Annotated in this window: 22 protein-coding genes and 1 tRNA gene; 11 read left to right on the top strand and 12 right to left on the bottom strand. The window is 33.5% G+C overall.

Going from position 1 to position 26,403, the window contains the following annotated elements; all coding sequences use genetic code 11:
- Positions 1–103 precede the first annotated feature (103 nt).
- Positions 104–907, top strand: a complete 804-nt coding sequence (locus AA088_RS02815; RefSeq protein ID WP_046743428.1) for a S24 family peptidase — start codon at positions 104–106, stop codon at positions 905–907.
- Positions 908–965: 58 nt separating this feature from the next.
- On the opposite strand, the gene AA088_RS02810 is transcribed toward AA088_RS02815, so the two are convergent.
- From AA088_RS02810 to AA088_RS02800, 3 genes are read right to left on the bottom strand one after another with little or no spacing between them, the layout of a single operon-like run.
- A complete protein-coding gene (locus AA088_RS02810) occupies positions 966–2,804 on the bottom strand; it encodes a M1 family metallopeptidase (protein ID WP_046743427.1) in 1,839 nt (612 codons plus the stop codon).
- A gap of 35 nt (positions 2,805–2,839) precedes the next feature.
- Positions 2,840–4,462, bottom strand: a complete 1,623-nt coding sequence (locus tag AA088_RS02805; RefSeq protein WP_046743426.1) for a S8 family peptidase — start codon at positions 4,460–4,462, stop codon at positions 2,840–2,842.
- Positions 4,463–4,485: 23 nt separating this feature from the next.
- The gene (locus tag AA088_RS02800; protein ID WP_046743425.1) at positions 4,486–5,343 is read right to left on the bottom strand and encodes an MBL fold metallo-hydrolase; all 858 of its coding nucleotides are present in this window, start codon (positions 5,341–5,343) and stop codon (positions 4,486–4,488) included.
- A gap of 247 nt (positions 5,344–5,590) precedes the next feature.
- On the opposite strand from AA088_RS02800, the gene AA088_RS18145 reads away from it, so the two are divergent.
- Positions 5,591–5,785 (top strand): hypothetical protein, encoded by a 195-nt coding sequence (locus tag AA088_RS18145; protein ID WP_162199667.1) that lies wholly within the window; start codon positions 5,591–5,593, stop codon positions 5,783–5,785.
- Between the two features lie 181 nt (positions 5,786–5,966).
- Positions 5,967–7,811 carry a cation:proton antiporter gene (locus AA088_RS02795; protein WP_046743424.1) on the top strand — a complete coding sequence of 615 codons (1,845 nt, stop codon included), beginning with the start codon at positions 5,967–5,969 and terminating at the stop codon, positions 7,809–7,811.
- A 102-nt stretch (positions 7,812–7,913) separates the two neighbouring features.
- On the opposite strand, the gene lepA is transcribed toward AA088_RS02795, so the two are convergent.
- A complete protein-coding gene (lepA, locus tag AA088_RS02790) occupies positions 7,914–9,710 on the bottom strand; it encodes a translation elongation factor 4 (RefSeq protein WP_046743423.1) in 1,797 nt (598 codons plus the stop codon).
- Between the two features lie 157 nt (positions 9,711–9,867).
- On the opposite strand from lepA, the gene AA088_RS02785 reads away from it, so the two are divergent.
- The gene (locus AA088_RS02785; RefSeq protein WP_046743530.1) at positions 9,868–12,276 is read left to right on the top strand and encodes a TonB-dependent receptor domain-containing protein; all 2,409 of its coding nucleotides are present in this window, start codon (positions 9,868–9,870) and stop codon (positions 12,274–12,276) included.
- 55 nt (positions 12,277–12,331) lie between these two features.
- Positions 12,332–13,324, top strand: a complete 993-nt coding sequence (gene dusB / locus AA088_RS02780; protein WP_046743422.1) for a tRNA dihydrouridine synthase DusB — start codon at positions 12,332–12,334, stop codon at positions 13,322–13,324.
- Between the two features lie 28 nt (positions 13,325–13,352).
- Here dusB and AA088_RS02775 read toward each other — a convergent pair whose 3' ends face one another.
- On the bottom strand, positions 13,353–14,564 hold the full coding sequence (locus AA088_RS02775) for an ABC transporter permease (RefSeq protein WP_046743421.1): 1,212 nt from the start codon (positions 14,562–14,564) through the stop codon (positions 13,353–13,355).
- On the bottom strand, positions 14,565–14,957 hold the full coding sequence (gene rbfA / locus AA088_RS02770) for a 30S ribosome-binding factor RbfA (protein WP_046743529.1): 393 nt from the start codon (positions 14,955–14,957) through the stop codon (positions 14,565–14,567).
- A gap of 106 nt (positions 14,958–15,063) precedes the next feature.
- On the opposite strand from rbfA, the gene mce reads away from it, so the two are divergent.
- Both mce and AA088_RS02760 read left to right on the top strand, forming a co-directional pair.
- On the top strand, positions 15,064–15,465 hold the full coding sequence (mce, locus tag AA088_RS02765; protein ID WP_046743420.1) for a methylmalonyl-CoA epimerase: 402 nt from the start codon (positions 15,064–15,066) through the stop codon (positions 15,463–15,465).
- A 57-nt stretch (positions 15,466–15,522) separates the two neighbouring features.
- Positions 15,523–15,596 (top strand) — tRNA-Ile (locus AA088_RS02760).
- A 56-nt stretch (positions 15,597–15,652) separates the two neighbouring features.
- Here AA088_RS02760 and AA088_RS02755 read toward each other — a convergent pair.
- Entirely contained in the window at positions 15,653–16,243 is a 591-nt protein-coding gene (locus AA088_RS02755) for a hypothetical protein (RefSeq protein ID WP_046743419.1), read from the bottom strand.
- 10 nt (positions 16,244–16,253) lie between these two features.
- Positions 16,254–16,808, bottom strand: a complete 555-nt coding sequence (locus AA088_RS02750) for a YceI family protein (RefSeq protein WP_052752757.1) — start codon at positions 16,806–16,808, stop codon at positions 16,254–16,256.
- A gap of 129 nt (positions 16,809–16,937) precedes the next feature.
- Between AA088_RS02750 and AA088_RS02745 the strand changes: the two genes are divergently transcribed.
- Positions 16,938–17,807, top strand: a complete 870-nt coding sequence (locus tag AA088_RS02745; RefSeq protein WP_046743418.1) for a winged helix-turn-helix domain-containing protein — start codon at positions 16,938–16,940, stop codon at positions 17,805–17,807.
- A gap of 2 nt (positions 17,808–17,809) precedes the next feature.
- Here the strand turns inward: AA088_RS02745 and AA088_RS02740 are convergent, their stop codons facing one another.
- Genes AA088_RS02740 through AA088_RS02730 form a run of 3 tightly spaced genes read right to left on the bottom strand, consistent with a single transcriptional unit; the run spans position 17,810 to position 23,585 of the window.
- Positions 17,810–19,126, bottom strand: coding sequence for a TolC family protein (locus AA088_RS02740; RefSeq protein WP_046743417.1), 1,317 nt, complete (start codon positions 19,124–19,126; stop codon positions 17,810–17,812).
- Entirely contained in the window at positions 19,116–22,412 is a 3,297-nt protein-coding gene (locus AA088_RS02735; protein WP_046743416.1) for an efflux RND transporter permease subunit, read from the bottom strand. The genes AA088_RS02740 and AA088_RS02735 overlap by 11 nt, the downstream gene beginning before the upstream one ends.
- Before the next feature lie 3 nt (positions 22,413–22,415).
- Positions 22,416–23,585: an efflux RND transporter periplasmic adaptor subunit gene (locus AA088_RS02730; RefSeq protein ID WP_046743415.1), complete on the bottom strand. Its 1,170-nt coding sequence runs from the start codon at positions 23,583–23,585 to the stop codon at positions 22,416–22,418.
- 366 nt (positions 23,586–23,951) lie between these two features.
- On the opposite strand from AA088_RS02730, the gene AA088_RS18525 reads away from it, so the two are divergent.
- A complete protein-coding gene (locus AA088_RS18525; RefSeq protein ID WP_162199665.1) occupies positions 23,952–24,089 on the top strand; it encodes a hypothetical protein in 138 nt (45 codons plus the stop codon).
- On the opposite strand, the gene AA088_RS02720 is transcribed toward AA088_RS18525, so the two are convergent.
- Positions 24,090–24,686, bottom strand: a complete 597-nt coding sequence (locus AA088_RS02720) for a riboflavin synthase (RefSeq protein ID WP_046743413.1) — start codon at positions 24,684–24,686, stop codon at positions 24,090–24,092.
- A gap of 56 nt (positions 24,687–24,742) precedes the next feature.
- On the opposite strand from AA088_RS02720, the gene pdxA reads away from it, so the two are divergent.
- Positions 24,743–25,789, top strand: a complete 1,047-nt coding sequence (gene pdxA / locus AA088_RS02715; RefSeq protein WP_046743412.1) for a 4-hydroxythreonine-4-phosphate dehydrogenase PdxA — start codon at positions 24,743–24,745, stop codon at positions 25,787–25,789.
- Between the two features lie 77 nt (positions 25,790–25,866).
- Entirely contained in the window at positions 25,867–26,403 is a 537-nt protein-coding gene (locus AA088_RS02710) for a YceD family protein (RefSeq protein WP_046743411.1), read from the top strand.

The raw sequence follows: 26,403 nt of genomic DNA, 5'->3' as shown, positions 1-26,403 counted from the left end.
TTGTATATTAGCAACAAATTACAGGACAAATATAAACAAATTACAGAATAATTAAAACAAAAAGCAGAATTTTTTTGTAAAATGTTTAAATACTATACTATTTATGGAAGGAATTCATGAAAAAATAAAGGAGATTATAGATCATTTTCGTCTTAATAATAATTCTTTTTCTAAGCGAATTGGTGTCACAAGTACGACAATTGATAGTATTACGAATGGTCGTCCGCAGCCTGATGGTTCTAGGAAAAGAACAAAACCAGGTTACGATCTATTAACAAGCATTATACAAGAATTTGATATCAATCCAGATTATTTATTTGGAGTGAGTTCGCAAATGTTTAAATCTGATAAAAAAGAATTTCAAACATATGCTGGAATTCCACAAGTAGTTTCAGTAAATCAAGAAGGCGAAGAAAATGTGGTATATGTTCCTGTCAAGGCAAGAGCAGGTTATTTAGATGGTTATGGAGATGCAGATTATATAGAAACATTGCCTTCTTTTAATATGCCGCACTTAACAAATGGAACCTATCGATGCTTTGAAGTGCAAGGAAATTCGATGGTTCGCACTTTTTTTGATGGTGATCTTGTATTTGGAAAGTATGTTGAAGATTTAAAAGATGTAAAAGATGGACGCGTATATGTAATTGTAAGCCGTAATGATGGAATTGTACTGAAACGTGTTATTAATCGAATTGAAGAGCGAGGAAAGTTAATTTTAAAGTCAGACAATAAAGACGGAAACTATCCAACGTATACAATCAATGCAGAAGAAATTATGGAAATTTGGTATGTGACGATGTTTGCGTCCAAACAAATGCCAGAACCTGTAGATGTGTATGATCGATTACACGATTTGGAAAGCAAAATTGTGCTATTGGAAAATGCACTGCGTCAGAAAAATTAAAAAATAAAAAAAGCGAGATAATTAAAAAATTATCTCGCTTTTACTTTACATCTAAAAGTTATTGTCTAGCAACATTGTTGTCCCTATTGATATCTGCCATAAGCTGAGAAGGATCAATTTCTACACTTTTTACCGCTTTATTTGTTTTTAGCTCATAATATGGATATGCCCACGCCCAATCTGCTTTTTTGGTCGCTTTTGTTGGCTTTTCTCCACGCATCATACGTAATGGGATGTAAAAATCTTCACTAGAACCGTCCGTATAATTGACTTTAATATCAATTGGCATTGGCATAAGTCCAATGCGCTCTAATAATATCGTTTTTCCATTAATTTCTTTGACACCATAATCAATTGTATTGGTTGTTTGTGCCCAATCTGTTAAATACCAATCTAAATGAATTCCTGATACTTTTTCAGCTGTTCGTTTAATGTCATTGGGCGTAGGATGCTTGAATTTGAAATCTTGAAAATACTTTTTTAAGGTTTTTTCAACGTTTTCTTTTCCAATTATGTACTCTAACTGTGCTAAGAAAATTTGCCCTTTGCTATATGCAGCAGTACTATACGCTCTGTTGTATTCATAGCGGTCGGCATGTGTTGTTAAAGGTTGTTCTTTTCCAGATTGTACCAATCTGAAATAAGATCCGTATGCTCCTGTATGCGGATTTTCTTTTTTAGAACCCATATATTCATTCATGAAAAGAGTAGAAATATAGGAAGTAAACCCTTCATCCATCCATTCATGTTTTGATTCATTAGTAGCTAACAAGAATTGAAACCATGTGTGCGCTAATTCGTGAGCAGTAACACCTACTAGACTTCCAAAACTTCTGTTTCCAGTAATGAGAGTACACATAGCATACTCCATTCCGCCATCTCCACCTTGAATTACAGAGTATTGCTTGTAAGGATATGTGCCAATATTTTTATTAAAAAAGGATAACATTTCAGCTGTTTTTGGCTGTAATTTTTTCCAATTTTCTTTAATAGAAGGATCGTTTTTGTATAAAAAATGCAATGTTACATTGTTTTCTCCTTTATATGTATCATGTACAAAATCTGGATCGGCTGCCCAAGTAAAATCATGAACATTAGGAGCTTTAAAGTGCCATGTAAGTGTATTTCCAGAAGGTCTTTCAACAGTTCCTGTTTCATACCCATAACCAATTTGGTTTGGGTTTTGTAAATATCCCGTTCCGCCTAATACATACTTTTTATCAATTGTAATTTTGACATCAAAATCACCCCAAACACCATGAAATTCACGCCCAATATAAGGAGGCGTATGCCAACCTTCAAAATCATATTCAGCCATTTTAGGATACCACTGTGTCATAGATAAAGCAACACCTTCACTATTGTTTCTACCCGAACGACGAATTTGTACAGGAACTTGTCCTTCAAAACTCATATCAAATGTTGTTGAAGTTCCAGGTTGAATAGGAGTATTAAGAGTTACTTCTAAAATGGTTCCTTCAGTTGTGTAGGAAATATTTTTTCCATTTTGGGTTAGTGATTTTACTCTTAAATATCCAATTTCTGTATCTGAAAGCTTGCTGATACGATCCCGTACACGCCTATCAGGATCGGAAATTGTTCTAGAACGAACATCCATTTCGCTACCCGGTTGAAAAGCATTAAAATACAAATGATAATATACCTTATCAAGTACATCAGGAGAATTGTTTGTGTAAACTAATTTTTGAGTCCCTGTGTATTGATAATTATTGACATCCATAGACACATCCATTTTATAATTTACCTGCTGTTGCCAATAGGTAGATGTTGCAGAGGAGGATGTCATTTTTTGTTGACTACTCATGGCTTCTTGTTGTGGTTTGCACGACATAAAAACCAACATAAGTAGTATATTAATTTTACTGAATACTTTCATATTAAATTATTTAAAGGTCTAATATAAATTTAGACTTATAATTTTACTTGCCCTCTACTTACTTTATCTGCAAGAATTAAGGCATTATAAGCATTAACAATTTTTCCTGTTTTAGAAGCTTTTGAAAAAGGCATTGCATCGCTTTTTTGATCAACAACAACCTCTCTGTTAATGGCAAGCCCCGATTGCATAATGATCTTTTTTACTTGAGCTGCTGTTAGTTTTGGATATTGTGACCAAACCAATGCTGCAACTCCTGCAACTCCTGGAGCTGCCATTGATGTTCCTCCTATAGATTTGTATTCATTTTCAGGAAATGTTGAATAGATATCTGACCCTGGAGCAAATACATCTACGTTTGTTTGTCCGTAGTTAGAATAGCCAGCTATAATTTGTGAACCGTATTTATTTTTGATAGCTCCAACAGTTAAAAAAGTATCTGAAATTTCAGCACCTGTTATTACTTGATCATTTGGATATACAGGTTTGATGTCTAAATTGGTATTTTCATTTCCAGCAGCATTCACAATTAACACATCATTTTTTGCAGCATAGGCAATAGCATCACGAACCCAATCTGAATTTGAAGAAAAGTACTTTCCAAAGCTTGTATTGATAATTTTAGCACCATTATCAACCGCATAACGAATGGCTAAAGCAACATCTTTGTCGTACTCATCACCGTTTGGTACCATACGTACTGCCATAATTTCTACATTATTCGCAACACCATTCACTCCTTTACCATTATTACGTTCTGCAGCAATAATTCCGGCAACATGCGTTCCATGTGATTCACTTTTAACAGTATGTTTTACGTTATTATTTCCGTAGCTAGTATCTGTTATGTCATACGGATCATCACCAACAACTGTACGACCATTAAAGTTTACATTTAAGTGGTAGTTTAAACGTTCATATACAGTGTCTATATTATCTTTGATTTCTGCTACAACTTCGTTTAGGTTTGCAAATCGACCACTTCCTAGAATATTTTTTGCCAATAGTACATGTCCCATCAATTCTTGGTTGGATGTTTTAATGGTGTTTACATTTTCCATAGTAACCACATCTTGTTTTAGATGAGCTTTTAAGGCTTCATTACTTTGTTTTACACGAGAATAGATTTGATCCATTTGTGATTTTAATCCAGTAAATTCTTCTAGATCAGCTTCTAATTCTGCTTTTGCAGTTGCATAATCTGGGTGATTTGGTCCTTTTTGAACGATGCGTGTTATTTCTAGTGTTTCATTATAAGAATTCCCTAAAAAATTCCATCCATGTATATCATCTATATATCCATTTTTATCATCATCTTTTCCATTGTTTGGAATTTCATCTGAATTTGTCCAAATTACACCATCTAAATCTTCATGATCAATATCAATTCCAGAATCTAATACAGCAACAAGTATTTTCTTTCCTTTTTTTCCTTTGATTATTTCAGCATACGCTTTATCTACGCTCATTCCAGGAATTGTATCCGTAATTAAATCCTTATGCCCCCATGTTTTTAACTCTTCTTTGGTAAGAGAGCGTTCTTTGATAGGAGTGGAGTCAATATTTTCAATTGGAGTTGATAAGATAGGAGCTGTACTTCCACAACCAGCTAATAACATGAGGGAAGTTGCAAAAAGGGAGGTTTTTATAATCTTCATTAATTAGTGTATATAAAGTGTTATTAAAATATATCGTTGCAAGTAAAAACTTCGTTGAGTCGCACGCCTTTTTCTGTATGTTTTACAGAGATAATTTCATGATGTGCGTCATGCTCTAAAAAGAGATAAAAATTTTGATCAGCGGCCATGTTTAAGAATTTTTCCTTTTCATCTAAGGTCAACAAAGGTCTGGTATCGTAACCCATAACAAATGGTAATGGTAAATGACCTACAGTTGGAAGTAAATCTGCCATAAAACAGATTGTTTTCCCGTTGTATTGAATCATTGGAATCATTTGTTTGTCTGTATGACCATCAGCAAAAAACACATCAAAACCAAGTGCAGATTGTTTTAAAATATCTAATTCTGGTTGCGCAATAAAGTTGAGGTGACCACTTTCTTCCATCGGAATGATATTTTCCTTTAAAAAAGAAGCTTTCTCACGTCGATTTGGTTCGGTTGCCCATTTCCAGTGCTTTTCATTGCTCCAAAAACGTGCGTTTTGAAATGCAGGTTCATAACCAGTACGATCTTTATTCCACTGTATACTACCGCCACAATGATCAAAATGCAAATGTGTCATAAATACATCAGTAATATCATCTTTGTGAAAACCGTACTGCTTAAGAGATTTTTCAATAGAATCATCGCCCCACAAATGGTAATATCCGTAAAATTTATCATTTTGCTTATTTCCCATACCTGTATCAATCAAGATTAGCCGATTGCCATCTTCAATCAATAAGCAACGAGCAGCAATGTCAATCATGTTGTTAGAATCTGCAGGATTTGTACGCTGCCAGAGCGATTTTGGAACAACGCCAAACATGGCACCACCATCGAGTTTAAAGTTCCCCGCAGCAATAGGGTAAAGCTTCATAAAAGTATATTTGTTTTTTAGGATTTGCAAATTAACAAAACCACAACAAAAAAGCGTAGTTGTTAAGTTTTTATTAAGAAAAGAAGTAACTTTTCATTAGCAAAGTTTATTTTTAATAAAATGTTAACAGAACAAGAAATGCTCGCCGTGGCTGAAAAATACATGGTATTTAGAAGTAGAGATAATATGACCTTAGTAGTGATTGACCAGTTCACCGAAAGAAAACCATATGGTAATATTTATACATATGACAGCAAAAAAGTTTATGGAAACTTTGAACCCTAAATATCAATTACTAACAGGTCCTTTTATGGTAGAAAAAGCAACAGGACGAGTAGTCAGTTTGGGAACGGCGCGGTCTTTGGAGTTTTATCTCGAACAATATGAGAACGGAACTTTGGAACGTAGTTCAGATCTTTATTGGTATCCCGATACTGAATAATTTGATAGCAGGTAATACGATTAAAATTTCGTACAAATTGAGAAGTGAATTAGATAGCAATTACAGAACAATGATATCTACTTTTTGAGAAGTAACAATTATAAGATATAGATTTTTCAATGTAACGACAAAATAATATTATAATTGTTAAATTTACCATTCATTTTCAAAAAAAGGATACATGCTCGAATTAGCAGGAATTATAATTTTAGGAATATTAGCGCAATGGTTTGCTTGGAAATTTAAGATTCCAGCAATTTTACCGTTGATATTGATTGGGTTGTTGGTCGGACCAATCGCTGCCGAATTTTTATCAGAAGATGGTACGAAATGGATTGAACCAATCTGGAATGGTGAAAAAGGGCTGTTTCCTGGAGAAAGCCTGTTTAATTTTGTCTCACTTGCCATTAGTATTATTCTTTTTGAAGGCGGACTTACATTAAAACGCTCAGAAGTTAGAAATGTTGGACCAGTGATTACTAAATTGATTACGCTTGGTTCAACAATTACTTTTTTTGGTGCTGGAATTGTAGCGCATTTAATTTTTGACCTGAGTTGGGATTTATCGTTTCTATTTGCAGGATTAATTATTGTTACTGGGCCAACGGTAATTACACCGATTCTTAGGAATATTCCATTAAAAAAAGATATATCTGCCGTGCTCAAGTGGGAAGGAATTCTCATTGACCCAATTGGAGCATTGGTTGCCGTTTTGGTATTTGAATTTATCAGTGTAGAAGGCGATAGTGGTTTTACCAAAACAGCTTTGATTGAATTTGGTAAAATTATTCTCTTCGGAACTACATTTGGATTTACATTTGCGCATGCACTTGCATTTGCTATCAACAAAAAATTCATTCCGCATTACTTATTAAATGTAGTATCATTGTCAGCCGTATTATTGGTATTTGTAGAATCTGAAATATTTGCCCACGAATCAGGATTACTGGCAGTTGTGGTAATGGGAATGGTACTCGGAAATGGAAAACTTCAAAATATAAAAGAGCTTTTATACTTTAAAGAATCATTAAGTGTTTTGCTAATCTCTATTCTCTTTATTTTGCTTGCTGCAAATATCAATTTTGAAGATTTATTATTACTCTACAATTGGAAAACCGCAGCGTTATTTGCAGTTGTTGTATTTATTATCCGACCATTAGGCGTTTTTCTCAGTACGATGAATTCAAAATTAAAGGTCAACGAAAAACTATTTATTAGTTGGGTTGGGCCGCGAGGAATTGTAGCGGCAGGGATTGCGTCGCTTTTTGGAAGCAAGCTCATGAAACAAGGCGTAGAAGGTGCAGAATACATCACTCCGTTGGTATTTATGATTGTACTTGGAACAGTTTTATTGAATGCAACTACAGCTCGTTTATTTGCCAAATTAGTAGGTGTATTTTTAAGCAAATCTGATGGAATTTTGATTGTGGGAGCTTCTAAAGTTTCACGTTTACTCGGGCATTATCTAGAAACCAACGGGCGACATGTTGTGCTCATTGATAGCAATCAAAACAATATTGAAAAAGCAAAAGAACTTGGCTTAGAAGCAATCAATACCGACATTTATTCTACTACATTAACGGATAATATTGAGTTGAATGATGTTGGATATTTGATGGCGATGACTGGAAACCCATCCATCAATAAATACGCAATTAATAAGTTTAGTGAACAATTTGGAGAAAATGGATCTTTTCGCTTGGTAACTCCTGAAGAAATAGCAAGTGATGATAAAAACCCGAAAGAAGGACTCTTTTCACATACAGATGATTATGTACGACTTACTGAAGTAACACGCAAATATCCTTCTATTCAAGAAATTGATATTAATGATGAAGAGCATTATAAAGGGTTAATTGAAATTGCGAACAATGATAAATATATCAGCCCGTTGTTTATCAAAAAAGAAGATGGACAATTACATATCATTTCTTCAAATAATAAAGAAATTGAGCAAATCGGAAAAAATTGGAAATTAGTGTATTTAGGAAAACCATTTGATGTTGAAGATACTGAAACAAATTAAAAGGAATTGAGTTAATGTTCCATATTTCTAGAAGAGGTTTAGATACTATAAAAAAAGCGATTATAATTACATATAATCGCTTTTTTTACTATAAAGTCTTTATTAATCATTCAGCTTTAACACCGCCATAAATGCTTGTTGTGGAATTTCCACATTTCCTACTTGGCGCATACGTTTTTTTCCTTTTTTCTGCTTTTCTAAAAGTTTACGCTTACGCGAGATATCACCTCCGTAACATTTAGCTGTTACGTCTTTACGAAGCGCTTTAATCGTTTCTCTGGAAATAATTTTTGCTCCAATTGCTGCTTGAATTGGAATGTCAAATTGTTGTCTAGGAATCAACTCTTTTAGCTTTTCACACATTTTTTTACCAATTGTATAGGCATTATCAAAATGGATTAAAGCAGAGAGTGCATCGACTGTTTGTCCGTTTAATAAAATATCTACACGAACCAATTTAGAGCTACGCATTCCGATTGGAGAATAGTCAAAGGAGGCATATCCTTTGGAAACAGTTTTTAGTCGATCGTAAAAATCAAAAACGATTTCAGCTAGAGGCATGTCAAATGATAATTCAACACGTTCTGGTGTTAAATATGTTTGATTTGTAATTAAACCACGTTTCTCTATACAAAGCGACATTACGTTTCCTACAAAATCAGCTTTGGTAATAATAGTTGCTTTAATATAGGGTTCTTCCACGCGATCCAAACCAGAAGGATCAGGTAAATCGGAAGGATTATTTACGATGATAATATCTTCAGGATTTTTCTTTGTGTATGCATGATACGATACGTTAGGAACTGTAGTAATTACAGTCATATTGAATTCTCGTTCCAAACGCTCTTGAATAATTTCCATGTGTAACATCCCTAAGAAACCACATCGAAAACCAAAACCTAATGCAGCAGAACTTTCCGGAGTAAATACCAATGAAGCATCGTTTAATTGTAGCTTTTCCATAGAGGCTCGAAGCTCTTCATAATCTTCAGTATCAACAGGATAAATACCCGCAAATACCATAGGTTTTACATCTTCAAATCCTTCAATAGCATTTTTTGTTGGGTTTTTAGCATCTGTAATTGTATCCCCTACTTTAACTTCGCGCGCGTCTTTAATTCCTGTAATTAGATAGCCTACGTCTCCTGTTTTAATTTCTTGTTTTACAACTTGTTTCAGTTTTAGCGTGCCAATTTCGTCTGCGAAGTATTCTTTATTTGTAGCTACAAATTTAATTCGTTGTCCTTTTTTAATAGAACCATTAATCACTCTGAAATAAGTTTCTACTCCTCGAAATGGGTTGTAAACAGAATCAAAAATGAGCGCTTGTAATGGCTCTTCGTAACTGCCTTTAGGTGGCGGAATTCGCTCAATAACAGCGGCCAATACATTATCAACTCCAAAACCTGTTTTTCCACTTGCGTGAATTACTTCTTCAGGATCGCAACCAAGTAAATCTACAATATCATCTGTTACTTCTTCAGGGTTTGCACTTGGTAAATCAACTTTATTTAAAACAGGAATAATTTCCAAATCATTCTCTAATGCTAAGTATAAGTTGGAAATAGTTTGTGCTTGAATACTTTGTGCAGCATCTACAATAAGCAAAGCACCTTCACATGCAGCAATAGAACGAGATACTTCATAGGAAAAATCTACGTGACCTGGCGTGTCAATCAAATTTAAAATGTATTCTTCGCCTTTGTAGGTGTATTCCATTTGAATTGCATGAGATTTGATGGTAATTCCGCGCTCGCGCTCCAAATCCATATTATCCAATAATTGATCTTGCTTTTCTCGTTCAGTTACTGAACCTGTAAAGTCTAACAATCGGTCAGCTAACGTGCTCTTTCCGTGATCAATATGTGCAATAATGCAAAAGTTTCGTATATGCTTCATCTAATTCTATAGCTAATAATTTGCAAATATAGCTTTTTTACAAGCTAAATACATGTGTTTTGTTAATGGATGCCAAGATTTTTTAATTAAAAGTGTAGCTTTTTTTCTACGTTAAATAAAAATGAATATATTTGTTCTCATTAACCAAACCAAAACCATGAACCTAAAAATCACAAGATTAGTTGTGTTTTTTGCTTTTTTTGCGGCGTCTGCTCAAGAAACGTATCAAGTTTCTGGTATTTTGGTTGACGCAGATTCGGATACTTCAATTTCGTATGCAAATGCTGTTTTGCTTCAAGATGGAAATGTTGTTACAGGAAGTTCTTCAGAAGTTTCAGGAATATTTACAATATCACATATTCATACAGGAAAATATACACTTAAAATTAGCTTTGTAGGTTATGAAACCTACTTGCAAGAATTAGATATTGCTAAGGATATTAATCTGGGAACAATTCAGATGAAAAAAGATGCTGAATCACTTGAAAATGTGGTAATATCTGCAAAAAAGCCAATTATAAAAAGAGAAACAGATCGATTGGTATTTAATATTAAAGGAACGGCACTTACTGAAGATACTACTTGGGAAGTATTAAGACGAACGCCAGGAATTATTATTATTAACAATTCACTATCGGTGAAGAATACAACTCCTATTGTTTACATTAATGATCGAAGAGTCCAATTATCAGCTGCCGAAATTTATCAATTACTAGAAGGAACTCCGGCAACCACAGTTCGTGCTGTTGAGGTCATTACCAATCCTCCAGCAAAATATGATGCGCAAGGAGGTACGATTGTCAACATTGTGATGGATAAAAATTTGATTTTAGGATATCATGGAAGCGTGTATGGCAATATTACTCAAGGTGTTTTTCCTAGGTACAATGCTGGAATTAATCAATTTTATAAGCACAATAAGTTAAATGTTTTTATAAATTATAATTATTCGCATTCAAAGCTCAATCGATACAATGAAGAACAAGTTAATTACTTAGATAATTCAACAACGACGACTTCTATTTGGAATTCAAACATTAAACGAAATACTTGGTCTAACCAACATACCATCAATACTAATATTGATTATGATTTTGATGCTAGTAATACACTAAGTTTTTCAGGAAACCTTCTGTATTTACCTTATTGGAAACGTAAAACACTTACAGATTTACTTGTGAATGATGTAACATCTGCAAATGAAGATTTTGCGCTTACTACATTAAATTTCTCTAATGAAGATAAACACAACTTAGGTTTGAATCTAGATTATGTACACCGTTTTAAAAGAGAAGGAGAGAAACTAACTACCAATGTTCATTATACAAACTATAATAAAGCAAATGGTCAAACAGTTTCTACAGATTATATGGTTGTGTCTAATCCTGATTTTTCAACTGCTTTTACAACAAATTCTAATCAAAAAACCACCATTTTTAGCGGGCAAATTGATTATGAACTTCCTTTAAGTGAAACGGCCTCTTTAGAAACAGGAATCAAAACAGCAGTTATTCAAACAGATAGTGATCTTACTCAATTTGATATACAAAATGGAGTAGCCATACTAGATGATAACAACTCTGATATTTTTCAATATGATGAATCTATTTATGCAGCATACATAACTTATGCTAAGAGTTGGGATAAATGGAACTTAAAATTAGGCATGCGCGGAGAGCAAACTGAAATTGAAGGAAATTCATTGAGTACTAGTCAATCAAATAGACAGAATTACTTCGAATTTTTTCCAAGCGCTTCTGTAAGTCATCAAGTATCAGAAAAAGTGAATGTGTATGCAGAATTTAGTCGAAGAATTCAACGCCCAAGTTTTGATGACCTGAATCCGTTTCGTTATAATTTTACAGATTTCTCATTTGTAACAGGGAATCCGCAGTTGCAACCAGCAATTACAAATAGTTATAAGCTAGGAGTAGACATTAATCAAACATTTTTTATTGAAGCGTATTATAAGTACAATAAAGCACCAATTTTTGAGCTTACTTTACAAGATAACGATAACAATGAACTTAAATATGTAGCTAGTAATATTGAAAAAAGTGTAGACTATGGTCTAGATTTTATTACATATTTCTCCATGACTGATACTTGGGATGTTTCGTTTGTTTCTTCTGTATTTAATGTGAGTAATACATTTACACTCGCTAATGATATAGAAACGACGCAAAGCAAATGGTCGTTATATACAACATTGGATAATAATTTTACTTTTTTGAAAGATCAGAGTTTAACAGCCAATCTTTCCCTTTTATATATTAGTTCTAGCATTGAAGGCCTCTCAGATATATCTGAAAGAAATATAGTAAGCTTGTCTTTACGAAAAACTTTATGGAATAAAAGAGCAACGTTGTCACTTTCTGCCAACGATATTTTTAACGGTCAGAAGTTTACAAGTATAACGCAATTTGTCAATCAAAATAGTCGTTATTTCTCTAACTATGATACTCGAACCATTCGTATAGGCTTTCGATACAATTTTGGGAATACAAAATTGCAAACTAATCAGCGCACTAAATCTTCAGCAGAACAAGAGCGTTTAAAAGAGTAGTCATATCATTTTAAATTTTCATGTATCTTTGCCCAATCTTTATAGAATACGTATTGTGGTAAAAATTGGAGATATAGAGCTGCCAGACTTTCCTTTATTACTGGCGCCAATGGAAGATGTGAGTGATCCGCCTTTTCGTGCATTATGCAAAGAACAAGGTGCAGATGTTGTATATACAGAATTTATTTCTTCTGAAGGATTGATTCGCGATGCTGCGAAAAGTACTATGAAGCTGGACATTTATGAAAAAGAACGCCCTGTAGGAATTCAAATATTTGGAGCGAATTTAGATTCAATGCTTCGATCGGTAGAAATTGTTGAAAAATCAAATCCAGATATTATTGATATCAACTTTGGTTGTCCTGTAAAAAAAGTAGTAAGTAAAGGTGCTGGCGCAGGTATTTTAAAAGATGTTGATTTGATGGTTTCTTTAACGGAAGCTATGGTAAAGCATACCAAATTACCGATTACGGTCAAAACTCGTTTGGGTTGGGATTATGATTCAATTAAAATTGTTGAAGTTGCTGAGCGTTTGCAAGATGTTGGAATTAAATCTATTGCAATTCATGGACGTACGCGTGCACAAATGTATAAAGGAGAAGCTAACTGGTACCCAATTGCTGAGGTTAAAAACAACCCACGAATGCACATTCCTGTATTTGGAAATGGAGACGTAGACTCTCCAGAAAAAGCAATGCTAATGCGCGATAAGTTTGGGCTTGATGGAGCTATGATAGGTCGTGCAAGTATTGGATATCCGTGGTTCTTTAGAGAAGTTAAGCATTATTTCCAAACAGGAACTCATATGGCTAAGCCCACAATGGAAGAACGTGTTTCTGCAGCACGCCGTCACTTGCAAATGTCTATCGATTGGAAAGGTGAACATTTAGGTGTTTTTGAAACTCGCCGTCATTATGCTAATTATTTTAGAGGAATTCCGCATTTTAAAGAATACCGACAACGTTTGGTTACAATAGATGATTCAGAAGGTGTTTTTAAAGTGTTGGATGAAGTTTATGAAAAATTTGGAGATTATCAATTCGTCTAACACCCATTTTTTTAGCGAGAGGACAATTTTATGAATTTGCAATAAAGACTTTACTGATTCGTCTACTGGCCAAATACGAAGCAAATATCCCTAAAATAGTGATTGTCAAAAATACTGTAATACAATTCATGAATTGTAATTCTACAGGATAAGGCAAACTTGGTGTAATATAGAAAAGCTTAAATTGTAGTTGCATATATACCACAATAACGCCCAATACAATTCCCAACAATCCACCAACAACGGTTATTATGACTCCTTGGTAAAAGAAAATTCGTTTGATTTGTTTTATGGTAGTTCCCATACTAAACAGTGTTTTCAAATTTCCTCGCTTATCTAAAATCATCATTACAATAGCACCTACAACATTAAATAATGCAAGAATCAATACTAAGGTAAAAATCAAGTAAATAGCAATATTTTCGGTATTCAGCATCTTATACAAAGCATCATTGAGCTCAATTCGATTCTTACTAAGAACTTTAGTATCAAAAATAGCTGAAATTTGTTCTCTTACCAGTGCTTCATCGGCTTCAGGAGTGAGCTTAAACTCAATATTAGTAATTTCATTTACTTCATACTCTAATAGTTCTTGTGCCAATGCTAAATTTGTAAATACATATTTATCGTCTAAATCTTCATTAATTCGATAAATTCCTGTAGTTGTAACTTTTATTTGTTCATAAGGATTTTTAGAACTACTAGTAATACTTTTTGTTCCTGGTTTAGGCACAATAATTTCTAAAAGATTACTGTAATCATACGCAATTACACCTAAAAGGTTCGAAATACCAATACCAACAACTGCTTCTTGGTATGCATCTGGATGCACCCAATTTCCAACATATAAAATGCTATCAACCAGATTTACTTTTTTAAAGTACTGGTCTATTCCTTTTATATTTGCAATATGATGTTTGTTGTTCAAACTTAATACTACGCGTTCTTCCACTACTTGTGAAAAAGCTTCCACTTGCGAAATTTCCCGTAGTTTTTGAAGTTGTGCTGCACTTACGTGAAAAGACTTCCCGCTGGCTGCTTCAATCTTGATATCGGGATCAAAATCATTACTAAAAGATAAACTAAATGTTTTTAATCCTGCAAATCCAGAAAGAACAATAAACAAAGCCAACGCACCAATTACTACCACGACACTTGTCACAATATTGATAATATTGATGGCATTTTGCGAACTTTTTGAGAGTAAATATCGCTTGGCTATGTAAAAAGGGAAATTCAATTAAGATTTCTTTCGTTTGTCTAACAAATTAGGATCTTGAATCGGATTATTTTCACCCTTAAGTGATTTTTCAATGTTTTCAATATATTCTAATGAATCGTCAATGAAAAATGATAAATCAGGCACTTTACGCAGTTGATATTTTACACGTTGTGCCAATTCATGCTTGATTAAAGGTGCGTTAGATTTAATGCCTTCTATCAATTCTTTTGACTTGTTATGTGGAAAAATACTTAAATATACCTTTGCGATAGAAAGATCTACCGTTACATTCACTTTTGTCACCGAAATGATTACATTGGTCAATCCGCCACTTCGAGCAGCTCCTTGTAAGATGTCTACCAAATCTTTTTGTAAAACACCTGCTATTTTTTTCTGTCTATTACTTTCTATATCACTCATAATACTGCAAAAATAAAATATTAAGACTACAAAACGTTGACATTGCTATAGAATTGCAATAACTTTACCTAATAATTGATCTGTAAAATAATAAAAAGTGAATAAAATAGAGCATATTGGTATAGCCGTGAAAGATATTGAAGCTTCCAACACATTATTTGCAAAGTTGTTTCATAAAGAACACTACAAGATGGAAGAAGTAGAAAGCGAAGGTGTAAAAACTTCTTTTTTTCAACTAGGAGAAAGTAAAATAGAACTGTTAGAAGCTACTCGTGATGACAGTCCTATTGCAAAATTTATTGCTAAAAAAGGAGAAGGAGTACACCATATTGCGTTTGATGTAACAGACATTCACGCAGAGGTTAAACGTTTGAAAGAAGAGGGATTTACAGTGTTAAATGAGACACCAAAAAAAGGAGCAGATAACAAGTTGGTGGTGTTTTTACATCCAAAATCTACCAATGGAACTTTAATTGAGTTGTGCCAAGAAATAATTTAATGTGGTTTAAATTTTTTGAAAAGTAAAAAAAGTAGTAATATTGCATCCCGTTTTTGAGGTCCCATAGCTCAGTTGGTTAGAGCATCTGACTCATAATCAGAGGGTCACTGGTTCGAGCCCAGTTGGGACCACTTTATAAAAACGCAAAAGCTTCTCGTATAACTGAGAAGCTTTTTTTGTTTTCTACTTAATTACATTTGCTTTCAATTAGCCTAATTTCATTAAGTTTGTTCCAAATAGAATGATCTAGACTTTGGGGAGAAAAACGAAATAAAACTAGTGATTTTTGCCGCTCTTCACAGAAATATTGCTGTACAGTACAATTTAGCTGCATAACAGCATGTGTATGAAAAGCATTGTATATTTGAAGCTTACCTACAAATTCATGTGTGTTTTTAACATGTTCTTTTTTGATGAATAACGCTATAGTTTTTGGTAAGACGGTATCTTTTTTCTTGTTTACAACTTCCATTAAACCGTCAAAATAATATTGTAAGTATACTTCTAATTGTTTTGTTGTCAATACTTTATTTAAGTTAATATCCCAAACAAAAACATATGACCAATATTCCTCGGAATCTTGTTTTGACCAATTTGGTGCGAAACGAATTTCTTCAACGCCTTTGTATGGAATTTTTGGCGCAAAATGTATAGGCATCTTTATGATTTCTTTTCCCCAAGAATCATCTGAAAGTAATAACTCTTGCGGTTCGTTTTCTTGTGAAAAACTAATAAAAAATGATAAGGTTGCTATAATGGTAAGTATCTTGTATTTCATATATACGTTTTTACAAACTTATTAAAACTTCAAAACCAATAGCATCAGAAATAGCACTATCTTTTACTTTGCTGTTATAATTAATCCCCCAACGAGTTCTATCAATCTTGAAGCGAGTTTTCATGGTTTTAGCATCAAAATCAAGATCAGCGTCAAATTTTATCGTTTCAGTAATTCCTTTTATAGTTAAATCAGCTCGAACACGAATTTTTTTAGATTCTAAATACGAAACTTCTTGGATTACAATAGTTGCTGTGGGATATACTTTTACATCAAAAAAATCAGGATCTTTTAAATGTGCTGTTAGGTTTTTATTACCTTCTTCTCCCATGTCAGTTGCTTGTATTGAATGAAGATCAATGGTAAAATTTCCACCCACAATTTTTCCTTCATCTTTCAAGAAATATCCTTCTTTAAAATTGACAAATCCAAAATGGCCACTAAAATAAAAACTATAATCGCATGACCACTTGATTTCACTTTTGGATGTATTGATTGGTAATGTTTCTTGTGCATACGCATGAAGCGAACAAAGAATTGCCATAAATACTACTAATTTTTTCATCTGTTTAATTTTTAATATTTGTTTGGTTTCAAAACTAGCGGCAACGCAGCCTAAAAAGTGTCAAAAAAGTGTAAAAGAAGTGTCAATGGTTGTAAAAATTCCAGAAATTGTAAGTTCTTTACAGCGATTATGAATAGAAAAAGAATTATTATATACAGTTTTTTAATAGTTGGAATATTATGTACTTGGTGGTATTCCGTTTCAACCAATTCGCAAACTGAGTTTTCTGAAAAGGTAAAAGTAGTATTACGCGAAGTGGGAAATCAGTTGCTACTATCTCAAAAAGATAGCACTTCATTAATTCTTCCAATTAAAAAACTAGAAACTTTCAAATATGAACTTTCTTTTGAAAAAGAATTACGCTTTGAGCCTAATAAAATGGTATCAATCATTGAAACGAATTTTGAAAAGGCGCAACTTTCTAAGCAATATCGAGTAGAAGTTTTACAATGTACGGATAGTGAGGTTGCGTATAGTTATGAAATGAGCGAACAAGTTGAAAACACAATTATTCCATGTTCAGGGCGCTACGTGCCTAATAGTTGCTATGTGATTCAGGTACGATTTACTGGGAAAGAAGCATCTTTTTGGAGCCTTTCAGAAATTAGTTATTTATGTATTCTTTTAATTTTTATTGCATTGGAAGTTTTTTTCTTTAAAAAGAAAGCATCTGAAAAACCTACGGATGCCATTACAGAAGAGTATGCTACTATTGGAAGTTTTCAGTTTTATCCTTCTCAAAATAAATTAATCAAGCAAGCCACAGAAATCAATTTATCCAAAAAAGAATGTGAATTATTGCAAATTTTTTCTGAAAATTTAAATCAGATCGTAACGCGTGATGAATTGACTAAAAAAGTTTGGGAAGATAATGGCGTAATTGTGGGAAGAAGTTTGGATACTTATATTTCTAAACTTCGTAAGAAATTGAAAGACGACGAACGTATTCAAATTACAAATGTGCATGGAGTTGGCTATAAATTGGAACTTGAGAGTTAATGTTAAAACTTTACATTCAACAAATCGCCGCTTAATTGTAATACAACCAACTCTGCTAGTTTCGCATTGTACTTAGCTTGATTTCTGCTCAACTCTGCATTGAGTAAATTTAGTTGTGCTTGTCTAAACTCAATAGAATTTACTTGCCCAATTTTGAACTTTTCTTTGGTTCGATCAAAGTTATTTTCGGCAGTTTTGATGTTTTTTTCTTGTAATTTGTAGATTACTACTTTGTTTTGATAATCATCCCAAGCATTGTTAAATTGACGTTCTAAGTCAATCAAAATTTGTTCTTTTTGTAACTGCTGATTTTCTAAGGCTATTTTTGCGTTTTTAACTCGCGTAATAGTGCTTCCACCATCAAACAAGTTCCAAGTTAAATTCAAACCAGCAGAAAGTCCTGTGTTGGTAGAAACTGCGACAAATGCTGCTGCATTGTTATTATTTCTGTTCCAGCCATAACTTCCATTTAAACCGATAGTAGGCAAATATTGTGAACGATTCGATTTGATGTCTAATGAACTAATATGGATGTTTTTTTCAATTTGTAGTAATGATACATTATTTGCCTTTGTTTTAGTCCATAAATCTTCCTTTTTTAAATCAAAAAGAAAAGAAATGTTTGTGTCTACATTAAAATCTTGCGTGAGTTTATTACCTAAAATTACATTGAGATCACGTTTAGCGTTAATGAGTTGCTGTTCGGTATTTACAATATTAATGCTATCATTATTAATATCTACTTGTGCATTTAACACATCCAGTTTTGTATTTTGACCGTATTCAAATTGGTATTCAGAACGAACCAAACGATCTTTTGAAATGGCAAATGTTTCTTTAATTGCTTGAGTATTTTCAGAAAGTTGTGCTACAGAATAATACACAGAAAATAGTTGCAACAATGTGTTTTCAATGGTTTCACGTGCTTCCAATTCTGAAAGTTGGTATTGTTCTTTCAATCGTTTGTAATTGTATACTCTTCCCAACCCATCAAAAAGTGTATAGTTTAGATTGATTGATGCATTGTAGCGCGAACTTTCAGCACCATTCAAAACAGTCGTGTTTCCATTGGAAAATTCGGCTTCTGTATTATCCAAATTGTAAGTAGCGCCAGCATTTCCAGTTAATGTGGGTAAATATCCAGAATTTAATATGCTGGTATTATTTTCTGCAACTTTTACAGTGTTTTCTGCAATTTTAATTCCGTAGTTGTGCGAAAGTGTTAATTGAATTGCTTCGTCAGGCGAAAGCAATTCTTGTGCATTGGCACATATTCCGAAGAAAACAACGATATATGTTAGATAAAATTTACTGTTCATCTGTTGAGTTTTCCTTTTGTTCGTTATGATACATTGTTTGTGGAGCTTCAGTTAATTCTACTTTAGTATCAACGTCTTCATTATGATCTAAGAGTTTTTCTCCTTCTGTTTGTTCTTTAATGGCACGTTCTACTTCTTCTTTGGCTAGATTAGCACCAAAAATTAACCATATACTACTTCTTTTAATGCTGTTGCTAAATGATAACAATAATGGCAGAACGAGTAAGGTTAAAATAGTTGCGTACGCAATCCCAAAAGAAATCGAAATAGCCATCGGTTTTAAAAATTGCGCTTGACGGCTTTTTTCTAATAATAACGGTGCCAATCCTGCAATGGTAGTTAATGAAGTTAAGAAAATTGCTCTAAAGCGTGATTTTCCAGCTTCGCTTAAAGCTACATCAAACTTCATCCCTTCTTTAAGGTTGGAGTTGAACTTACCAATTAAAACCAGTCCATCATTTACCATAATTCCAATCAAAGCAATGATTCCTAAAAGAGATAATACATTTACTGGGAAGTCGAGCAGCCAATGTCCCCAAGCTACTGCTGTTAAACTAAAAGGAACTAACAGTAATAATAATAATGGCTGGCTGTAACTTCTAAAGGTAAATGCGATTGTGATGTAAATGAGGAATAAGATTGGAATTCCTGCTTTTGCCAAGGAATTATTTAGTTTGGTAAATTCTCGGTTTTGTCCTTCAAAAGAAGCAGAAATGGTTGGGTATTTAGATTTTAACTCAGGAATTATATTTGTTCGAATGTCTTCTAAGATATCTGTAGCGCTTTCGCTTGGATCTTTAAGATCGGCAGAAATACGGATTTCACGTTGCCCTTCCAAGTGATTAATAGCGACATCTCCACGTTCAATGCTATAAGTAGCGATGTCTTTTAGCGTTACTCTTTCTCCTGTTGGTGTTACAATACGCATATCATCTAAATCGTTAATCGACGCTCGATTGCTTCGGTCGTAACGCACCCAAACTCTAATTTCGTCTTGTCCTCGTTGAAAACGCTGTGCTTGTGCACCAAAAAAACCCGATCGTACTTGTGACATTACAGTTCTTAAATCGAGTCCAAGCAAATAAGCACTTTCTTTAAGTTGCAAACGGATTTCTTTGATACCCGCAGGATCATTATCTTCCACATCTTTCAATAGAGGATTATCTTCTAATATTTGTTTTAATTCTTTTTTAGCGGCTTTGAGTTCATCAATAGTATTGCCAAGCAGTGCAACAGATACAGGACTTCCGCCAAAATTTCCTCCAGATCCATAAATCAATCGCTCTGTTCCAATTACAGGCCCTACAACTTCTCGTAATCTGTTGGCAACCAATGATGAGTTAATAGCATCTGGTCGTTCTTCACCAGGGAGCATGTTTATTACTAATTCGGCACTAGAACTACTTTTCATATTCAAAATAGTGTTTTCGAAAAGTTCTTTTCCAGTTCCTTTTAGATATTTTTCTGTGAATTCTTTATTGACAATAAAGGATTTTTCTTCTATCATAGAAATAATAGAATCGGTAATGTGCTCGTTGGTTCCATTTGGCATATCTAATTCGATAGAAACTCGATCACTCGCAATTCTAGGGAAAAGAGTTACACCAATAATTCCGCCACCAATTGATCCAAATGTTAATACTAATAACGCGATAAAAAGGCCTAAGGAAAAAAGTTTGGCCTTTAGCACGAAATTCAACACAGGAGTGTATAATTTATCACGTAGAAAACTCATAAAATCATCTCCAAATTTGTTGATGATTCGCATTTTAGTAAAGAAACGTTTGAGCTGTGAAGGATTTTCCTCTTCTACTTGTTTTTGTAATGCCTTAGAATGTGCTAAGTGTGCAGGCAAAATGATCAACGCTTCTACCAATGATACTAAAAGTGTGAGTATTACTATAACAGAAACTTCACTGAAAAATTCACCAATTCTACTATCTAAAAATAAAAAGAGAGAAAAGGCAAGTAGCGTTGTTACAATTGCCGAAACCACAGGAGGAATTACTTCCATAGTTCCGTCAACGGCGGCTTTTATTGGTGATTTCCCTTTTTCATAGTGTTGATAGATATTTTCTGCAATAACAATTCCGTCATCAACCAAAATACCAATTACGATAATCATCCCAAAAAGAGACAGCACGTTGATTGTTACATCAAATTGTCCTGCAAAAATAAACATTCCCAAAAAAGAAATAGGCAATCCAAATGCTACCCAAAAAGCCAAACGAGTGTTGAGAAATATAGAAAGGAATATCAAAACCAATAACATTCCTATGATAGCATTTTCAATAAGTAAATCTGTTCGTTGATTCAATGTAACAGATAAATCACGTACTACGTCCAAACGAACGTTGTCATATTTTTGATTGAATTCTTCTATATACTTCTTAACATTATCTGCTGAGCTGATAAGATCTTCATTATTGGTACTTGTGACAGAAATATTTACCGATAGTTGCTGATTGAAATAAGTAGCATTCGGTGTTTCTGAAAAACGATCGCGAATAATTGCGACGTCTTTTAATCGAACTGTTTTCCCGTTGGGTGTGGCTTTTACGATTAAGTTTGAAAGCTCATCGCCATAATATGAACGATTATTGGCACGAATCAAATATTCTTCAGTATCTGTTTTGATATTTCCTCCAGTTACTAGAATATTCGAAGTGCTTACTGCTTGTGCTACATCTGCAAATGTTAGATTGTATGCTAGTAAACTAGCTTCATTAACTGCAATCTCAATTTCTTCGGCAGGATACCCAGAAATTGATACTTGTGAAATACCTTCAATTCCACGAAGGTCATTTTCAATTTGCCGTCCTATTTGTTTTAAAGTAACCAATGGCACATTGTTTCCACTTACAGCAAAAGAGATGGTTTCACGTACAGCTTCTTGTTTGGCAACAATGAGTGGCTCCATTCCTGTTGGAAAGCTTGGCACACGATCTACTGCATTTTTGACCTCTAGGAGCATGAAATCAATATTTTCTCCCTTTTCGATTTCAACAGTGATTGTTCCACTATTTTCTCGAGATGTTGAGGTAACCCGATCAATTCCTTTTAATCCTTTTAAATTGTCTTCAATTTTTAATACGATTCCTTCTTCAATTTCTTGAGGAGATGCTCCAGGATACGTAATATTGATATTGATGATTTTTGAGTCTACTAGAGGAAAAAAAGATGATTTTAATGAAAAAGCACCGATGATTCCAAAAATGACAAAAGCAAATATGAATACATTAACGGCAACGTGATAGCGAATAAAATAGGCAATTAACTTTTTCATAACCTATTTTTTTGTAGTTGTAGAATCGTTTTTAGAAATATTTTCGTTCATTTCTTTATCTCGTTTTTCACTAAAGGCTTTAACTGCCATACCTGCATAAGCTCCTGGTATGGGTTTAGAAAGAATTACGGTACCATCAGGAATATTTTTTAACACTACTTTTGTGTCTGAAAAGTATACGGGATCCACTGAAATTACATCTAATATACTGTCTTTTACCACATACACTTCTTCGCTGTCGAGCAAAAGAGCTCGGTTAATTTCGATTGCGTTTTCTTCATTTTTGGCATTCAATTGTGCTTCAAGATACATTCCTTCTTTTAGGCGTTCATCTGAAACTTCAATGTAAGCTGTAATAGTTTGTGTAGTTTGATCAATACTTCCATTTACACGAGATATAACACCAGAAAAAGTTGCGGTATTTTCCAAATTTTTAAGTGTAACTTTTTCTCCTACTTTGAGTAGTGTAGCATAGGTTTTACTTAAGGCAACTTCCATTTCATATACTGAGTCATCAATAAATTCTCCTAGTTTTTGCCCGTTACGAACCAAAGAACCTTCAGTAACTAGAGATGCTGTTAAAATTCCTGAGAAAGGTGCTCGTATAGTATATTTTACCAATCGTTGCTCTTGATTTTTTACGTTGTAGTAGCTTGACACAATTCCACGTCCTGTAATAAAGTATTTTTCTTTCTCAGAAGTCATTTGTGGTAATATAGGTGTAGTTTTATTGAGATCAAAACTAGTAAGGTATGCTTGCCATTTAGGATAAATTTCAGGGAAATCCAATCGTAGGTCAGGCATAATAGCAGCAATAGAATTGTATAAATTACTTTTTGCAGCTTGAACACTAGCTTGGTATTCAGAAGCGTCAATACGAATCATGGTTTCTCCTTGGCGATATTCTTGTCCGGGCTTAAATAACTTATTGCTACCTCTAAATATACCTTGAACTTCCGAGTATAACTCTACACGTCTTTTTGCAACTAAATTTCCGTTGGCAGGTACGACAATAGGAATAATTGAATTTTTTACCGTATCTGTGTATACAGTTTTGATTACTTTTTTCGGCACAGGTTTTGGTTGTTTTTTATCGGCAATTAATTTTTGAGCATATAAGAAAGCTCCCACGATAAATAACAATCCAATAATCGAAAGAATTATTTTTCGCATTAGGCGGAATTATTTTAAGATGGTTAGATTACAAATTTATTTATAAGTTCTATGTAACATTCTTAAAAAAAACTTAATAAAAATTTTTATTTAAATAAAAAATAGTCTCCGTAGCTTTGCAGACAGAAATTTGTGCCTCAAGAACATAAAATTTTAAGAGTTTAGAAAACCAATTATATTAAAAATGCGTATAAATAAGTAAGTAAAATATTCGTTTGACGTTTTATTTTGTTATTTCATAGATAAATTTGCAATGATATAACACAAAATATTTTGTCAGAACCTATAATTTTATACTTTTACATCGTTATGGCAAAAATGAATCAAAAGACCCTGATGTGTTTTGTTGTATTAGCATTTGCTTTTTTGACATCAACAAACGCCCAAATCGCACCGCCGCCACCAGGACCGCCACCGCCACCGGGATTTCCGATTGACGCTGGAATTATAGGTGTATTAGCTGCAGGATTATTATATGGTATACGGAAAAAAGTGAACAAGTAATTACTTCGATAGCCCCTGAAGCCTTGCAACGTATTTCCCTATAACATCAAATTCTAAATTTACAATTGAGCCAACTTCCAAATATTGGAATGTTGTATGCGTATAAGTATATGGAATAATTGCAACAGAAAATGAGTTGCGTTTAGAATTAACAACAGTCAAACTTGTACCATTCACAGTAATCGATCCTTTTTCTATAGTGATATTATTCAAAGACGCATCATACTCGAACGTATAATACCAACTTCCATCACTTTCTTCAATGGCTGTACATGTTGCTATTTGATCTACATGTCCCTGTACAATATGTCCATCTAAGCGGTCTCCTAATTTCATAGCACGCTCTAAATTAACACGATCATGTACCTTCCATGTACCAATATTTGTTTTTTCTAAGGTTTCTTGAATAGCAGTTACGACATATGTATGGGTGTTTAAATCTCTATCGACAACTGTTAGGCAAACGCCATTGTGAGCAACACTTTGATCAATCTTTAATTCTGGCGTCAGTTGACTCTGAACTGTAATATGAAGGTTTTCTTTTTCCTGTTCTAATTGTGTGATAATACCTAAATCTTCAATAATCCCCGTAAACATCTATTAATTTCGTTAAATTTGCATGTAAAATTAGAAATAAAAGTTTTAAAACTTAAATGAAGAAAGAGGAAAAAATAAAAGTAGGTATTTCAATTGGTGATTTGAATGGAATAGGAACAGAGGTAATTCTAAAAACATTTGAAGACAATAGAATGCTAGAATTATGTACACCTATTATTTTTGGTTCGACAAAAATTTTATCATTTCAGAAAAAGCAATTTAATATACAAGCTAACTTTCACGGGATTCCAACTGCTGATAAAGCCCAGCATGGAAAAATAAATGTAGTGAACATTTCTAAAGACCCTATTACAATTGAGTATGGGAAGTCATCGGAAGAGGCTGGAAAGTTTGCGATAAAATCTTTCACAGAAGCGACAAAAGCTCTTAAAGAAGATATGATTGATGTACTGGTTACAGCTCCAATCAATAAACACAACGTTCAATCGGAAGACTTTTCTTTTCCTGGACATACAGATTATTTAGGTCAAGAGTTAGAAGGCGATAGTTTGATGTTAATGGTAAATGATACGCTTAGAGTAGGTTTACTGACCGATCATGTAGCGGTTAAAGATGTTTCTAAGAGTATTACACCTGAACTGATAAAGAAGAAAGTACAGGTAGTACATAACACATTGAAGCAAGATTTTGGTATCATGAAGCCAAAAATTGCAGTTTTAGGAATCAATCCGCACGTAGGAGATAATGGAGTAATTGGCAAAGAAGATGATGAGGTTTTGAAACCTACTCTAGAAAAAATAAAAAACGAAGGCAAGTTGGTTTTTGGACCATATGCAGCAGATAGTTTTTTTGCGTCGAGTAATTATAAAAACTTTGATGCAATTCTAGCCGCATATCATGATCAAGGTCTTATTCCGTTCAAAACCCTGTCTTTTGGACAAGGTGTGAACTTCACAGCAGGACTCAATAAAATACGTACTTCTCCCGATCATGGAACAGCGTATGAAATTGCAGGAAAAAACAAAGCAGATCACAACTCGTTTAAAGAAGCGGTATTTACAGGTATACAGATTTTTAGGAATAGAAGTCTGTATCAAGAGATTGCAAAAAACCCTTTAAAAAAACAGCCAAGTAAGATATAAACAAAAAAATGTTGACAACTTTACGTTGCTAAAGAAAAATTTATATCTTTGCACGCTCGAAACTGATGTTTAAGAAGATGGAATTAAAGGATTTTACAATTCCTTTTATAGGATTAAAGGAAGGAAAGCACCAGTTTGATTATCAAATTGATAATTCGTTCTTTGAACTTTTTGACTTTGATGAATTTAATGCAGCAACCATACAGGTTGAGTTAGAATTTCTTAAAAAACAGACCATGCTCGAACTAGCATTTAGCGCTTCGGGAACGGTAAATGTGAATTGTGATTTAACAAACGAACCGTATGAGCAAGCTGTAAAAGGAAGTTTAGATTTAATTGTCAAGTTTGGTCATGAATACAATGACGAAAATGAAGAAATTCTAATAATTCCTCATGGTGAGTACCAAATAAACGTTGCTCAATACATATATGAAATGATTGTATTGGCAATACCATCAAAACGAGTTCATCCAGGTATTGCAGATGGTACATTACAATCTGAAATATTAGAAAAGTTAGAAGAATTACAACCTGGTACAGAAAAAAAAGAAACAGAAGAGGATATTGATCCTCGATGGGATACATTAAAAAAACTATTAACGGATAATAAATAA

The sequence above is a fragment of the Kordia zhangzhouensis genome (genome assembly GCF_001005305.1).
Classification (GTDB): Bacteria; Bacteroidota; Bacteroidia; order Flavobacteriales; family Flavobacteriaceae; genus Kordia; species Kordia zhangzhouensis.
This window is presented reverse-complemented; position numbering and strand designations above follow the sequence as displayed.

What these genes read in the sequence shown, in the direction of transcription:
- AA088_RS02815 (WP_046743428.1), top strand. Translation starts at nt 104, where the DNA reads ATGGAAGGAATTCATGAAAAAATAAAGGAGATTATAGATCATTTTCGT.
- AA088_RS02810 (WP_046743427.1), bottom strand. Translation starts at nt 2,804, where the DNA reads ATGAAAGTATTCAGTAAAATTAATATACTACTTATGTTGGTTTTTATG.
- AA088_RS02805 (WP_046743426.1), bottom strand. Translation starts at nt 4,462, where the DNA reads ATGAAGATTATAAAAACCTCCCTTTTTGCAACTTCCCTCATGTTATTA.
- AA088_RS02800 (WP_046743425.1), bottom strand. Translation starts at nt 5,343, where the DNA reads ATGAAGCTTTACCCTATTGCTGCGGGGAACTTTAAACTCGATGGTGGT.
- AA088_RS18145 (WP_162199667.1), top strand. Translation starts at nt 5,591, where the DNA reads ATGACAGCAAAAAAGTTTATGGAAACTTTGAACCCTAAATATCAATTA.
- AA088_RS02795 (WP_046743424.1), top strand. Translation starts at nt 5,967, where the DNA reads ATGCTCGAATTAGCAGGAATTATAATTTTAGGAATATTAGCGCAATGG.
- lepA (WP_046743423.1), bottom strand. Translation starts at nt 9,710, where the DNA reads ATGAAGCATATACGAAACTTTTGCATTATTGCACATATTGATCACGGA.
- AA088_RS02785 (WP_046743530.1), top strand. Translation starts at nt 9,868, where the DNA reads ATGAACCTAAAAATCACAAGATTAGTTGTGTTTTTTGCTTTTTTTGCG.
- AA088_RS02755 (WP_046743419.1), bottom strand. Translation starts at nt 16,243, where the DNA reads ATGAAATACAAGATACTTACCATTATAGCAACCTTATCATTTTTTATT.
- AA088_RS02750 (WP_052752757.1), bottom strand. Translation starts at nt 16,808, where the DNA reads ATGAAAAAATTAGTAGTATTTATGGCAATTCTTTGTTCGCTTCATGCG.
- AA088_RS02745 (WP_046743418.1), top strand. Translation starts at nt 16,938, where the DNA reads ATGAATAGAAAAAGAATTATTATATACAGTTTTTTAATAGTTGGAATA.
- AA088_RS02740 (WP_046743417.1), bottom strand. Translation starts at nt 19,126, where the DNA reads ATGAACAGTAAATTTTATCTAACATATATCGTTGTTTTCTTCGGAATA.
- AA088_RS02735 (WP_046743416.1), bottom strand. Translation starts at nt 22,412, where the DNA reads ATGAAAAAGTTAATTGCCTATTTTATTCGCTATCACGTTGCCGTTAAT.
- AA088_RS02730 (WP_046743415.1), bottom strand. Translation starts at nt 23,585, where the DNA reads ATGCGAAAAATAATTCTTTCGATTATTGGATTGTTATTTATCGTGGGA.
- AA088_RS02720 (WP_046743413.1), bottom strand. Translation starts at nt 24,686, where the DNA reads ATGTTTACGGGGATTATTGAAGATTTAGGTATTATCACACAATTAGAA.
- pdxA (WP_046743412.1), top strand. Translation starts at nt 24,743, where the DNA reads ATGAAGAAAGAGGAAAAAATAAAAGTAGGTATTTCAATTGGTGATTTG.
- AA088_RS02710 (WP_046743411.1), top strand. Translation starts at nt 25,867, where the DNA reads ATGGAATTAAAGGATTTTACAATTCCTTTTATAGGATTAAAGGAAGGA.